The organism is Chryseobacterium cheonjiense (assembly GCF_012927265.1).
In the GTDB taxonomy this organism is placed as follows: Bacteria; Bacteroidota; Bacteroidia; order Flavobacteriales; family Weeksellaceae; genus Chryseobacterium; species Chryseobacterium cheonjiense.
Genome location: NZ_JABBGF010000004.1, coordinates 94,244 through 108,899, shown reverse-complemented (window position 1 = coordinate 108,899; position 14,656 = coordinate 94,244). Strand labels below are relative to the sequence as shown.

Annotated in this window: 9 protein-coding genes and 1 pseudogene; all 10 read right to left on the bottom strand. The window is 37.1% G+C overall.

The features are described from left to right. Window position 1 precedes the first annotated feature (1 nt). On the bottom strand, window positions 2-2,122 hold the full coding sequence (locus HHL20_RS18185; protein WP_027374765.1) for a heavy metal translocating P-type ATPase: 2,121 nt from the start codon (window positions 2,120-2,122) through the stop codon (window positions 2-4). Between the two features lie 17 nt (window positions 2,123-2,139). After that, window positions 2,140-3,018 carry a DUF3347 domain-containing protein gene (locus tag HHL20_RS18180; RefSeq protein ID WP_027374764.1) on the bottom strand — a complete coding sequence of 293 codons (879 nt, stop codon included), beginning with the start codon at window positions 3,016-3,018 and terminating at the stop codon, window positions 2,140-2,142. A gap of 137 nt (window positions 3,019-3,155) precedes the next feature. Further along, window positions 3,156-3,548 (bottom strand): hypothetical protein, encoded by a 393-nt coding sequence (locus tag HHL20_RS18175; protein WP_034722840.1) that lies wholly within the window; start codon window positions 3,546-3,548, stop codon window positions 3,156-3,158. 130 nt (window positions 3,549-3,678) lie between these two features. Next, window positions 3,679-4,068 (bottom strand): annotated as a pseudogene (locus tag HHL20_RS18170) (arsenic resistance protein); the annotation flags it as partial. 1,257 nt (window positions 4,069-5,325) lie between these two features. Further along, on the bottom strand, window positions 5,326-6,903 hold the full coding sequence (locus HHL20_RS18165) for a recombinase family protein (protein WP_169232595.1): 1,578 nt from the start codon (window positions 6,901-6,903) through the stop codon (window positions 5,326-5,328). A gap of 374 nt (window positions 6,904-7,277) precedes the next feature. Further along, a complete protein-coding gene (locus HHL20_RS18160) occupies window positions 7,278-8,231 on the bottom strand; it encodes a hypothetical protein (protein WP_169232594.1) in 954 nt (317 codons plus the stop codon). Next, window positions 8,228-11,470, bottom strand: a complete 3,243-nt coding sequence (locus HHL20_RS18155; RefSeq protein ID WP_169232593.1) for a DNA repair protein Rad50 — start codon at window positions 11,468-11,470, stop codon at window positions 8,228-8,230. Before HHL20_RS18155 ends, HHL20_RS18160 begins: the two co-directional genes overlap by 4 nt. After that, entirely contained in the window at window positions 11,467-12,114 is a 648-nt protein-coding gene (locus HHL20_RS18150) for a condensin complex protein MksE (RefSeq protein WP_073290867.1), read from the bottom strand. Before HHL20_RS18150 ends, HHL20_RS18155 begins: the two co-directional genes overlap by 4 nt. Continuing rightward, complete coding sequence (locus HHL20_RS18145; protein ID WP_076596730.1) at window positions 12,087-13,400, bottom strand: hypothetical protein; 1,314 nt, start codon at window positions 13,398-13,400, stop codon at window positions 12,087-12,089. Before HHL20_RS18145 ends, HHL20_RS18150 begins: the two co-directional genes overlap by 28 nt. A 627-nt stretch (window positions 13,401-14,027) precedes the next feature. Further along, window positions 14,028-14,654 carry an alpha-ketoglutarate-dependent dioxygenase AlkB gene (locus HHL20_RS18140; protein ID WP_228463223.1) on the bottom strand — a complete coding sequence of 209 codons (627 nt, stop codon included), beginning with the start codon at window positions 14,652-14,654 and terminating at the stop codon, window positions 14,028-14,030. Window positions 14,655-14,656: the final 2 nt, after the last annotated feature.

The following is a 14,656-nucleotide window of genomic DNA, read 5'->3' as shown; positions in this document are numbered from 1 at the left end:
TTTACTTTTTGATTTTTAATAAACTTGCATTAATAGCCACTACAATGGTACTTATGCTCATCAGTACAGCACCCATTGCCGGGCTTAAAATAAATTTCGGATAGAGTACACCTGCGGCAAGAGGGATTGCTACCACGTTGTAGCCAACCGCCCATATCAGGTTTTGTACCATCTTTTTATAAGTAAGTTTGCCGAAGTCAATCAGTTTGACCACATCTCTGGGGTCACTGTCCACCAATATAATGTCCGCAGTTTCGGCTGCCACGTCTGTACCGGAACCTACGGCAATGCCAACATCTGCCTGTGCCAACGCAGGAGCATCATTTACGCCATCGCCTGTCATTGCCACAACTTCACCTTTGTTTTGAAATTCCTTTACTTTTTCCTGCTTATTGTGCGGAAGTACATTTGCCAAATACCCATCCATTCTCAATTTTCCAGCTACCGCAGCAGCAATCTTTTCATTGTCGCCTGTAAGCAAAAAGGATTTGATATTCAATCGTTTGAGGTCGTCAATAGCTTGCTTTGAACCCTCACGGATACTGTCTGCCAAAGTGATGATACCTGCTACTTTATTTTCGATTAAAACAAAGTTTACCGTTTCGGCTTCCTGATTGATTTCAGTTGGGATTTCGGGCAGTGAAAGGTGCTTTTCGGCGAAATAATTCGGTCCCGCCGCTACGACATTTTTCCCGTTTACAACACCTTTTACACCTATGCCCTGCATATAGCTAAAGTTTTCAGACTTCCATAGGGTGAGGCTCCTTTCTTTCAATGCAGCCATAATACCTTTTGCGATATGGTGTTCTGAATTTTGCTGTACTGCGGCAGCATACTGGATAACCTCATCGGCATTATATTCATCTGTTAAAGGGAAAACCTTTTCTACTGCGTGGGAACCTTTGGTAAGCGTTCCGGTCTTATCAAAAATGATGGTAGATAGCTTCCGGGTCGTTTCAAATGCCGTGCGGTTGCGGATAAGCAGCCCATTGGTCGCCGATAGCGTTGTGGAAATAGCGACCACCAAAGGGATAGCTACGCCCAATGCGTGGGGGCAAGCTGTTACCATTACAGTAACCATTCGTTCTAATGCAAAAGCAATATCCCCATTGCTGGCATACCAATAAATGAATGTGCCTATGCCTACGGCAATAGCAATAAAGGTGAGCCATTTTGCTACTTTGTCCGCAAGGTTTTGTGTATTGGACTTGGTAGCCTGTGCCTCTTGTACAAGATTGATAACCCTGTTTAAGTAACTGTCTTTTCCGACCGCTGTTACCTTAACTTTTACCGCACCATCGCCATTGATAGAGCCTGCAATAACCTTACTGTTGGCTTCTTTTTTTACCGGAACACTTTCTCCAGTAAGCATACTTTCATTGATGTACGAAAGCCCCTCCAGTACCAATCCATCGGCAGGAATTTTTTCTCCCGGTTTTATGATAACCGTTTCACCGCTTTGCAGGTCTTCGAGCTTTATCTTTACAGCTTCTCCGTTCCGCTCCACGGTAACATCATTAGGCAGTAAAGCCACCAACGACTGTAATGCCCTCGATGCAGCCATTTGAGAACGCATTTCGAGCCAATGCCCCAATAGCATAATGTCAATAAGCGTGGCTAACTCCCAAAAGAAATCCATCCCCTGCAAACCAAACACAACGGCTACCGAATAGATATAGGCTACCGATATGGCGATGGCAACAAGGGTCATCATGCCTATGGCTTTGGCTTTTATCTCGCCAATCATTCCTTTTAGGAATGGCAAGCCTCCATAGATATACATAACCGTACCCAACGCAAGCAGCACATACTTATCGCCACTGAAAGTAAAGCTAAAGCCTAACCACTGCTGTATCATGTGCGACAGCAGCAGGATAGGAATTGTAATGATGAGGCTTACCCAAAAACGTGCGAGGAAATCGCCCGTATGATGCCCCTCATGTTTATCAAAACTTTCTTTAGCATGGTCAGGGTGAGCATGTCCCGAATGCCCATGTCCTGATGTGTGTTCATGAGAGGCTGACGTACCGCCTATGGGAACCAATGCCATGCTGCAAAGGGGGCATTTTCCCGGTTCGTCTTTTAGCACCTGCGGGTGCATAGGACAAGTGTACTTGTTCATAATTGTAAGTTTAGGATTTACTTGCCAAGAATTTCAACTGTACTACCACAGGTAAGCATTTGTGAACCGTAATACGGATTTTTAACCGCATTCTCTTTGCTTAACCAGTTTGCTCCGCCATTATACATTGGGCAATGTTGATAATAAACGGGTACATCCTGTTTAGATACTTTAGCCAATGTGTAAATATTGCCCGAGAGTTTGGCAAAAGCATTTCTCTGTTTTGCAACATCTTTTGATTTTGATATACTTTCTGTATTGGCTGCTAAGTCTTTCATTATTTTCATCCAAACAGCATGCTCTTCTACCGATAGCTTACTCATATCAACTGGTTTAATGGATGCCGACAATTCAGCAGCTTTGGCGGATGCGGTCGCCGCATCTGTTTTTATCAAAGCATCTTTAACTGAAAAATAGTTGTCAAATACAGGTTTTAGTTGTGATTGATTTTGAGTAGCATTCTTGTTACCCTGTGCTGTCATTTCACTATGATTGTGATTGCCATGCCCGGCGTTCATATCCATTCCTGCCTCTTTGTTTTTGGCAGTTGGCTTCAACGCTCTATCATACTGGCAACAACCGGGTAATTTTGCATATACATCATCTGGCGCCAAGAACTTCTCGCTATCATAACCTGCTAAGGCGATACGTTTCAGGATTTCATCCTGATTTGTTTTGTCGCCGTCATAGGTGAGCGTAGCCATCTTGGTATCTTTGTTCCAGTCCACACTGGCTACCTTTTTTACGTTACCTGCTTTTTCGATGGTGGTTTTGCACATACCACAATTTCCGTAAATCTTTACGGTTTCTGTTTTCGCATTCTTGATTTGTGCGAAGCCGTTTATTGATGATAGTAATACAGCGATTACCATCACTATTTTTGATAATGATTTCATAATAATTACATTTTAAGAAATGGGGCATTAGCAAACCCATTTCTGTTTGAAATTTTAAATAAATGATACAAATTAGGGATTAAAAAAAGCCGGAACAGCTTTTGACAAGACGTACCTATGGCTGTCAAGTCATAATTTTAGCTTATTTTAGGGGGAAGCCAAATGGAGAAAAAGCCTGAAGAATAATAGGCTTCTTTGAAACCGAATTTTTGCTTTTTGGTTTCAGCAAAATAGTTTTTTGCTTTTAATTCTATTGCGATTGGTACACTTAAAGAATTTGGTGAAGAAACGCCGCACTTACACGAGTTATGCTTACAATTACCACCGCAGCCATTTCCATCTTTACATTTTTTACAGGATTTGGTTTTGCAACAATCCTTTTTTTCTGCTTTCTCGTGATGATTTTTTGAAAATTTCTGTTGTTCCGTTTTAATTGGAGCTTTTGAACAGGCATAGCTTATGTTGGGAGCCAATAGAAATCCCCAAAATAGCCATAGAACTATGGTGATATGTTTGTTCCAATTTTTCACTTAGACAAATTTATGAATTTATTTTTTTGTGATTATTAAATATAAACTGTAAAGTTTATACAAAGTTAAAATTGAATTTAGAAAAATTTCTGAATTTTATAACTTTGTGCTGATTTCTTTTTAAATCAATCTAATTATTGCAATATCTCTTCTTTAGCCACAAGCTGGCTTTTACCAATAAAATAAGCACGGGAACTTCTATTAATGGACCAATTACGCCTACAAATGCCTGCGGAGAGTGAATGCCAAAAACAGCTATTGCTACTGCTATCGCCAATTCAAAATTGTTGCCTGTAGCTGTAAAGGCTATTGAGGCATTTTTGTCGTAAGGAACTTTCAGCGTTTTATTGATATAGAAGCTAACAAAAAACATTAGTACAAAATAGATGATTAAGGGTATGGCAACTTTTATCACATCCATTGGCAATTCTAATATTTTATCGCCTTTCAGACTGAACATTAATACGATTGTAAACAATAAAGCATACATTGTAATGGGTGATATTCGGGGTATAAACTTATTAATTCCTTGATTACATCTTTGTACTTGGCCAATTTATCAGAACCCTTACTCAAATATGCTTTTGTCTTTAAAATTCTAAATTATTAGTTTTTATTGAAAGTCTTCGTCTTGTTCCAATCTCAGGCAAATATTTATCATCAATTGCTTCACCCAATAAACTTATTTCTCAAGTGCCTTACATAGCGTACTTCTCATTAAAAAATATAGCCAGCCCAACTAGGGGTAGCATCCTTACTCATTATTATAATGAATAGCTGGATCAAAAACAGCTTCATCATAAAGTTCAAATATGGTTTCCCGTAAACAAAAATAAAGGTAAAATTGAGTAAAGTTCAATAATTCCTTTATTAGTCTCAAAAATGAGAAAATGAAAACATAGTAGGGCTTTTCATCCAAATAATAATCATACAATGTTGCAAAAGTTACTGTTAAGGATAAACGCACTAAGAAAGTTTTATGGAAATTTTTAGCTAAATTTATAAAAGTACATTATTTCTTATAAACGAGCTTGGAGTTGATAATAAATCAACTCCAAGCTGAAAATTACCTATTTTTACTATTATAATAGTCAAAATAACTTAATAAAATCATTATGGCAAGAGGATTCGAACTTGAATTACAAATCATAAAGTATTAAAAACCAATATATTGAAAATTAGAGCTCTTAAAATATTAGGACAAAAGTTCGAAAAATTGCTCCCGTCAACATATCGCAAAAGGATTCGAACTCTCCGAAAACCTACACAAACAACTCATAATCAAATATTTAATTTCAAAATCCAATTCAAATCTTGTATCAGACGGTTCGAAGATAATCCTTCCAAGTTCACTTAATGACACCATTAGGACAATTTAGGCCAAATGGTGTCATTTTATTTATAAATACTTCTTATTCAGTCTATTTAGAGTATTTTTCACCCTTTTACCATATTTTTTAAAGCAAAAATTTTTTCTTAAAAAACAAATGTTTTATCTTTTTTAGAGGATTTTTCGATTAAAGCTCCATATTGTTGCTACGAACCTGACAGGATTCGAACTTTTTCAAAAATATTAAATAACTGAAAATCAAATAAATACCAAAATCATTTTTTTTATGTGGAGCAAAAAGTTCGAAAAGACAAGCCCATCACGTTATCTATACAGGATTTCGAACACTTCAAATCCCGGATAAAATACTGTTTTTCAGTGTTTTATATAAATGCAATTTAAAATATCAGCTTTACTCTGAAAAATCAAAAACTAATCAATCAATTTTTAGATATTTTTTAAGTTTTGTTCATACCCTAAAAAATATAATTCTTTAAAAAATTCAACTATTGCTTGCTCTGTCTGCTGACCATGGATTTCTTTTATTTTCGAAGCTGAAGCAGTTAATCCAAATATAGTCTTAACACTTTCTGATAGCATTTTTTCAATATTCCCTTCTATTACTTTTACTTTCTCCGGAAAAAACAACCTGATAATCCTCTGTTTGGTTATAGTATCTGAATTTTCATAAAACTCTCCTAAGTGGTTAATTATGTAATCAGTTCCCTTTTCTGTATGTTTTTCAGCCACTATTTTTAAAGCCTGCTGTCTCAATTTATCAGTATTATCTTTTAAAGATTCCTGACAACGACTTCTTATTAGTATATAATCATCATAGTCAATATTCCCATTTGAAAATAGCTTTTGTGCATTGAATCCCCTATCAATCAATTTTTCCATTTCTTTCTTTATCTCCTCTTTTTTCTGAATATAATCATGATGTTCTTCACCGTAAATTTCCTTTGAAATACTATTGGCAAGTTCTAAAAATGGTTCTACCACTCTATTCTTCTTAAGGAATGAAAGAAAACTCAAATTGATAAGGTCAGCTCTTATCCGATATGAACAGCGTCCCATACAGTGATAATAATAATATTTTTTAGTATGTCCCTGCGATCCACTTCCTGTAAGCGTATTTCCACAATTAGGACATTGTAGGACACCTCTAAAAATTAAATTTTCATTGACTATCCTTTTTGAAGTTAGTTTCATAGGATGGTTTAAATCTGCGTCTTTTATTATTCTTTGAACCTGATCAAATAAAACGACAGGTATAAGACGCTCATGAGTACCCTCAACAATTTTTTCAGGTTTATCTTCAAATGCCGGAATTTTTATTTTACCACAATAAATAGGATTTCTTACCAACCGATAAAAAGCACTTCTACTACAATTAAGCCCATTTGATACCGCATCCTTGTATATTTCAGTTAAACAATATTTATTTTGTCTCACTATAGCTGTAAAAGCCTCACGGATAATATATGCTTCCGGTTCGTAGAGGGCTATATATTTTTTTCCATCAGATGTGATTTTATTTCTATACCCTAGAGGAGCTTTATTGATCCATCTTCCTTCCAGTCTTGCTTTTTGCATTCCCAAACGTACATTACGGCTTCTTTTATCGTTTTCTACTTCAGAAGTAGCCCAATACATTGCCAACATAATTTTACTTTCCGGGATTGAGAAGTCTATCTGCTGTTCAATTGCCTGAATGGAGACTTTCATATTCTGCAATCTTTCTAACATCTTATAAGCGTCCATAATATTGCGGCTGAATCGATCCCAATAAGTAAAGAGAATAAGTGAAGATTGATTTTTAATGAGCTTAAGTTCAGCGAACAGTTTGTTCCACTCCGGTCGGTTAAATGTTTTCGCAGAATAGTCTTCGAAAATAGTTTTGGTAACAATGAGATTGTGATCTTTACAATAGTGCACAAGTCGATCCAGCTGGCTGCGTTGGGAATATCCTTTTACAGCCTGTTCATCAGTACTGACTCGTATGTACAGATAAACGGCTTGCATAGCGTGGTATTAATTAAAGTCCTTTAGTTAGAACTCCTATATATTTAAACGAAAAACAGAACAATTTATTTGACGAGTTTACATACATATTTTAACAAAAAATTTTTATGCTTCGGTCATATTCTGTTCTACTAGATAATAGCATGATTTATATTTATTGCAGAATCATGGCAGTAATTTGAAAATGAATAAAATAGTGGATTTTATGCTATTCTGAAAAGGATGGTTCGGATCTGTGTAGAGATTACCATCTAATGCAATTAAACATTATTAATCAATGACTTAGTAAAAAAAATTATCTGCCACGAATTTGTCACAACTCCTTATATTGGTTAAAACATACAAAATCTTAACAAACTAAAATTAATGAGTCATTAGTTTCTACACGCGAATATTAAATATTCTATTAAATCAATAGATTCTTCCTCAATCCATTCATCTTTTGAAATAAGCGAATCAATTACCTCAATCTGCCCAATCGTAAAATGAGACTGGTCAAGTCCTGAAAATTGCTTTTCCTGACTCCATTTGCTTTTGTGATGTTTTACCGCGACCGGTAATTTTTTAGCATTTTTAGGAGGTTCAATGAGTATTATATCTTTTCCTTTTTCTTTAAAAATATTTTTCACCTGACAATAGATATCTAGACCGTTATAATCCCAGTCACAAAAATAATAGATGGGCAGGCCCAGCTTATCTGCCGAAATGTCCTGCAGGGGCTTCGTATTATTACCGCCAACGTACCAGAGTTCAATGTTGCTCTTTTTGTATTCAACAGGTACCTTCAGGCAATCCAGATTTTCGCACAGTACGATGACCTGCGGCTCCAGGCAGTCAACGACCCATCTCCATTGATGATTTTTTGGATCATTTTCAGGAAATGCATCTACTTTTAAAAGTTGCAGTATCGCTTTCTCCAAAGAAGGCCTGTTCTCGATATACTTTGAGTTTTCTTTTCTAAAAAGCTCCGCTGAAAGCTTTTTTCTGGTGGTCATCCTCTTTTTGATCTCTTGTTTATTGTAAAATACAAATATTAAAGCCTTCAGATCTTGTTCAGTAAAATTTTTCTTACTGTTATTCTCCAGCCCTGATTCCTCAAAAAACTTATTGTAATAGAGAAAAGTTTCCAAAAATTCTTTTTCATAAAAAGGTTTAAACCTACTCGAGGACTCGAGAACTAAGTGATTTCCTTTTTGATATCTTACAAGCTTTTTTTGCGTAAAAATGATCCTTTCAATATAACTGTTGTTCAGTATTTTTAACCTTGTTTTACCACCTACATATAATTCATGGAGGCCTCTTAAATATTTCCACTCTACTGTTCTCATACTGTTCCGTTTTCAAGTAGACCAAATATTGGGACAGGATCATAATTTACCTCATCGTCCTCCACACTATTATGCAGGAGGTAGATATTCTGCTTGGCTGCATCTATCTTATGGGGAGATATTGACATAGAAATAATCTGATAATCATTAGCCTCTGCTATTTTATATAGCATATCAAAGTTTTTGCCCAAACCTGCTGCTTCATCAATGGCCATAAAACGAATTGCATCCTTGTCTTTACTGCCAGATTTTTTGTCAAGTAATGCTAACTTGGCAATACACAAAAGCGCAATTGCAGAATACGTCTGACTGTTACTTCCATCATTTTTCTTTCCGGAACTGTTTACCATTGAAAATTTAAGTCCATAATACGACTTGGGATTTAAGAGATCTTTTATTTTGGGTCTAAGGTTTCGGTCACCGCCCGAGCGGTAATAGGCCTGCTGAAGTTTATCGGTTAAAGAGTGATACTTTTCAAGCTCATTTGTAATCCCTTTCTCCTGTTCAAATAAAGTCTCGTCAGATCCAAACTCAGCATCTTTTTTAATCTTCTCAACAAAGATTTGCATCCAGTCGGCTGAAAGTGAATTGTCTTTTATCTCAGCCAAGGTAGCCTTGTGACCGCCGGAGATTATTTTCTCATCATCGTTCAGAAAATTCCGAATCTGCCGTGCGATGTTTAACTGGGTACTGACTTCAAGCCAGACATCTTCAATAATCGAAGCCAGTTTATTCAGCTTACGCGAATTCAATTTCTTGTTCTTTAAATTTATATCAGCCAGATACTTTCCTATTTTTTCAATAACATCTTTTTCCAAAATATTTTCATCACTTAGAATTTCGGGAGGTAAAATCTCTGCACACAAAGCCTGAAAATCTCCCGAATCCTCGAATCTTTTGAAATTATTGTTTAAATTTTCCCCTGCAATGACATTATATTTGACGATATATTTATTTTCTGCTGCAGAACAATCTTCACGTAATTGCTCAACCTCCTCATATTGCCTGATCTTGGGAACATAGGTTGAAACAAAGATTTCCGGACACTTACCATATGCATCATTCCTCTTCGACTTTAATTCATTTATCAGTCGATCCAATTCTTTAATCCTTTCTGAACCAGCATAATTCTTCTCCTGATTTTTGTAAATCCCGAAAAAATCATCATAAAACTTCGCATTATCTGAAGCATCGACCAGATCATTAAGGACAGTAGGCTGCTCTGCAGAATCAAAACGCCATTTACTTTTTATGCCTACAACTTGTTCATCGGATATGGCATCAATGAAAGATTTCTCCAGTTGGGATAGATTGCTTGATAAGGTTATCAACTCACTTTCTTCCTTTTTTAATGTTTTGTAGGAGTTTTCATACTGCATTGCTTTTGCTGGCACTTCACTATCATTCGCCAAATTGAAATGATCGACAAGCTCATCTTTCTTTAACGCAAACAGTTCATGAGACTGTAATTGCACATCCAGCTCCCACTTTGCCCCCCAGGCTTTAACATATTCATCGGCATCTCCAAGTTCTTCAAGAATCCTGTAAAGAACACTTAAATCTGCTAAACTCTTTTCTAAACCCTGTATATCCTTAGCAATGTTACTGGTCTGGACCTCGAAATATTTTTTAATGTCATCTTTGTTTCCGGTATTGAACACAGGTTCAAAATCTTTTGAAATAAATTCAAGAACACCATTGAGATTTAGCCAAAATCCAAGCTCATCTTCGCTATAAACTGGAATCTCCCCGTGAATCAATATCTCCGGCGACGGAAGATATCTGTACAGCTTATCCTGCGGTTGATCGACCCTGATGTCCTGATTCTGGAACATCCTGATGATTCCCTCCTGTCTCTGATTCAAAACACTGTCTGTTTCAAGAGCCCATCTGGCAATAGAAGTGGCTTCATCCAGGTTGTTTAGGGACCGAAGCTTATTTTTAAATTCGATTTCCTGTTGCAATAGGTCACAACTATGCTGGATCTGTACAAGTACTGCTTTTCCCGAATAATTGGCCAGCAGGTTTGTTGATATCTTATTCTTTTGAATCTGCGCTTCAAGTTCATTTATCTTTCGGATATTATCCTTGGATTCCTGATAGCTGTCGTATTTGGCCAGAACCTGTTCGGCAGAAATTTCCAGCTCATCCAGCCAGCGCAAGAAATCACCTCTTTTCTTACGTTTATCGGTCCATTCCTTTGTTAGAACAAGAGCATCCTCAACCCGTTTCTCAATTACAGGTTGCTCTTGTGCTATTTCCTCCATTTTTTTTAAAAGAACAGATTCAAGAAGTGGAAGGAGCCTGGTGCTTTCTTCATATTTTAGTATCAATTCTTCGAGCTCCTTAAATAGACCATCTTGTTGCTGGCCCAGGAAATCATACTCGGCTTCGATATAGTCTTTAAAAAGACGCTCCTTTAAAACCTTCAGATCGAGCAGATCACTGAGTTTCTGCTGCTTAATTTTAAGCTTATCTATTTCCGCGACATTATCCTGAAACTGCTTCTCATCACCCTGCAGCTCCTCAACCGTGGTTTCAAACCTGTTATAAAATTCTTTTTCTTTCTCATCACCGAACAGAAAAGACTGCAAGCTGACACTCTTATCCATATCTAGCGATTCCCGCGAAAAAGCCTGAACAATCCTTGCGTAATTATGCAATGCCTGGTTACTTACCGAAAGATCCAGCGGCAGAATATCATTGTTAAATAAAATCTTATGGTAGGTCTGGGTTCTCTCCCAGCTTTCACAGGTCAGGTTAAAATTATCAATGATATGGTCACGTAATTCATTGATGGGCAAAATGGAATTATCCCGCTGGAATTCAGCAACACCGAGCAGCTGGCCAAACGTTGCCAGCTTCGTATCGGCTTCAAAATTATTCCCCTGCTGAACAATGAACATCTCTGCAGCGCCCGAACTTTCCAGATATATCCCGACGATCACATATTGGTTCTTTTTGAGCTCAAGGCTCAAAAATGCATAGCCCATATCCGTACCCTTTCCCTCCGATCGTAACACCAGGGTCTTAGCCTCTCTGGGACCACTGCCTTTGGTGGGAGAATGGAAATAACGCACCCCAACAAAGATCAGCTGAAGTAGATCGGAAATCATACTTTTACCGGCGCCCCCTTCCCCGACAAAATCCGTTCTGAAAGGACCGAACTCATAGTCAAAGTGCTGATGCCTGATGATCCCTAATGTTGACAGTCTTCTTATTCGCGGATAATCTTTCATTTCAGTTCATTTAACGTGTTATCAATATCCAGAATGTATTCCTCATAAATCTTTATCAACCTATCAAATGCCGGTAGCACGGTGAATTCATCGCCTTCCAAGATCAGCCATCCGATCTTTTTGAACTCGATCAGAGCTGACTGTACCGTGGAATCCAGCATCGCGTCATTTACATTGCCGGGACCGATATTTTTTGATTTTGCGATCAGATAATAAATGCCCCTTTTATAATCATCATAGTCGATCCGGATCTTTTCCTTTAGTCGCTGGACAGAGTCGAGCAATAAATCATTGTCAATATATACGATTTTATAAAGTATAAAGCCGATGATCACATATTCACTTTTAAGGATATTCCGGTGCCTGGAGGAAATTTTCCCACGGTCATTTCCATAGAAATCCAAGTAAAAGTAATTATCCGGACTCTCGCCCCCCTCACTCAGGCGCACACCAAAAAAATTATGGTAATAATTCACGAGACTTTTCATATTCCGCTGTATATAGGCGAAATATCTGGTCTGGCTCCCGCTATCCTGAAAATGCACGCCATCCTTCAGTTGATAATCAATTGTGGCAAAAATTTCCCGTGCTTCCTCATCATAGAGGAAATCGAGCATTATGTCCTGATAATTGACATTTTCCATAATCCAATATTTTTATGTTCAGAATCCCTCTGCAGAGTTTTTTCTGTTAACAGTTTAAATTTCCCCTCACTAGCATATACCTGCTTTATAACGTTGAACAAAACAGTTACCGCGATCTGGCTGCTCTGGGAATCTCTCAGTATCTCAAAAAAATAGGCTGATAATCTGATCTCGCCTTTTAATTCAAGCTCCGCAAATATCAGTTTCTCCCACTTGTCAATAACTTCCATCTCCCGGATTTCCCTTTTGACCCTTTCTACATTCTCCTGTATGATTTCCTCATTTTGAACATATGTTTTTCTTTCCTTAGGCTTTGGTGGAAACAGCTCCTTATCTCTGCTTACAATAGTAAATTCAGGTGTATCGATGTGCAGTTGCGGTGGCTTAATGTTTCCGGGAAAAACAATATTCCTATTCTCCAAAACACTTTCATTCAGAAGATGGATTATAAATTTCTCTACTTTTGAACTAAATGAAGGCTTATTCAATGTGGAAAATAATTTGCGGACCTTGGGTTGAATACGGTCTAATTTCCGGTCGAGTGAATTGAGCCTGTCATTGATGTATCTCAGGCACGCATGAACCTCCAAGATAAGATCATTGATTACCGGATCGGTAAAATCTATATTATCCAAGGTAGCACGGATATTATTGGTTTCTGAATACGCCGAACGGAGCTCCTGCACATGTGCTTGCGATTGTGACAACCGCTCCTGTGTGGCTACAAGTACATCAATAAAACTATGATCCGAAAAATTCGTCTCATTTTTTAAATCCTCAACGGACAGCACAATCTGACGGTCCAAAAAATCAAGCTGCTCCCTGAGGTCCGGTTCAAATTTTTTAAACGTTTCCTCGAGCCAGAATCTGGGATCATCCGAATTTTTGAGTGTTGAACTCAGATGGGAACATATCTGCTGGATTCTTGTGGGGTTAAATGCGCCCTTCAGCGTATCCTTTGCATGCAAACAGAATTTATTGGCATAATCCTTAAAATAATACTTTTGCTTTTCCTGGTCATAATCCAAAAAATATTCCTGAAGATCCATAATATGACCACTGTACACTTCTTTGGGATACCGCATATTGGTCTGATAAATTTCCTCAAATGCCGTATGGATATCTTTTTCGGAGAACTTGTCGTCATCAAATTCCTTATTGACAATTCTCTCATAGAGTATGACAATCGCCATTCCCACCTCTTTTGAAGGAAAAAGAAGTTTATAGGTTTCGTTCTCACTGAGAACCCGCACAAAGTTGAAATCAGGTTTTAAATTTTCACTCAAATGGCTAAAAAAAGTATTAGTAATAGATTAAAAAAGATGTTCTTAAACAAATATATTAAAAACAAAAAATAAAGTATTACGGCTATCCATTTTTATTATCAACAAATTTTGAATATCAAAAATATTTAATTGATTGAAAATTCACCGATTAGCCTCAGCACACCATCTTTCATCTATAAAAGGTATTAACTTTAAGTAACGATAATCCGTTTATTTTTGAAGTGCATATGTACGTTGCGTATTATACCTGTCAATGTGCAATCCCATGTTAAAAAAATCAAAGGCATTCACCAGTTTTCCGTCTTTGAGTAAGAATTCGATCCAGCTTTTATCAGGTCCCCGTTAAATGTTAATGTGATGTGTAAATCTGATCTAGATACCTGAGGAATTGTTTTTTAGGGAATCTATGATCTACAAAATGATAAAATTTTGAAGCTCACAATTTATATTGGCAATTTCGACTAATTAAATCTTAATTCCTTAATGAAAACTTTAGTTTGATCACCACCTTTAATTCGGAACTGATTATTTAGACCAAAAACAATATGTATTAGGCATCTAGTAGCTATTTTTTTATCCGGTTTCTTTGAATTTGGTTTCCACAGCTCTGCAATAGCCAAAACTAATTTAGAAAATAACTTTCCTAAAAGTCAGCGAAACCCTGCTTTTCCTAGGAAAAGAACGTCCTTTATATACGTCAGTCTTTCTCCCGGCGATACCGTGTGTCCATTTGTAACGGGCTTCCTCAGACATAATCAACAGGCTTCTAGGCTCCAAAAGAAGTGAAACTATATTTTTACTTTCAATATTGATGAAATCCATTAGGCATGTTGACCCTAGACTGAGTGCAAAGATAGTCTCTCCAAAACATGGCTGACAGTCAACGTGCCCGGCAATACCCTGTCCTGGGAGATATTCATTAACAATTAACTGATCAAAATTCTGATCAATCAAATTTCTGCGCCGCATTTTATGAACAACAGGATCTACCCATGCCGGGAGATCTCCAAGATACATGGAATAATTCAACGAGCGCGCACGATAATCGTATTTATAACCATAGTGCTGAACACGTCTTTTTAAATCATTCAGCCATGGCTCCCTGTTAATGGACTCCAAAAGATTTTTTTCCTCTGCACCTGTGATAAAATTGGGAATATATCCAAGTCCTCTGATTACACTTAAATCTATCCCTTCATTTATTGATGGGATTTTGTCCATATCATCCGGTAGTGGATTAAATAAATCGTACATTT

What these genes read in the sequence shown, in the direction of transcription:
- HHL20_RS18185 (WP_027374765.1), bottom strand. Translation starts at nt 2,122, where the DNA reads ATGAACAAGTACACTTGTCCTATGCACCCGCAGGTGCTAAAAGACGAA.
- HHL20_RS18180 (WP_027374764.1), bottom strand. Translation starts at nt 3,018, where the DNA reads ATGAAATCATTATCAAAAATAGTGATGGTAATCGCTGTATTACTATCA.
- HHL20_RS18165 (WP_169232595.1), bottom strand. Translation starts at nt 6,903, where the DNA reads ATGCAAGCCGTTTATCTGTACATACGAGTCAGTACTGATGAACAGGCT.
- HHL20_RS18160 (WP_169232594.1), bottom strand. Translation starts at nt 8,231, where the DNA reads ATGAGAACAGTAGAGTGGAAATATTTAAGAGGCCTCCATGAATTATAT.
- HHL20_RS18155 (WP_169232593.1), bottom strand. Translation starts at nt 11,470, where the DNA reads ATGAAAGATTATCCGCGAATAAGAAGACTGTCAACATTAGGGATCATC.
- HHL20_RS18150 (WP_073290867.1), bottom strand. Translation starts at nt 12,114, where the DNA reads ATGGAAAATGTCAATTATCAGGACATAATGCTCGATTTCCTCTATGAT.
- HHL20_RS18140 (WP_228463223.1), bottom strand. Translation starts at nt 14,654, where the DNA reads ATGTACGATTTATTTAATCCACTACCGGATGATATGGACAAAATCCCA.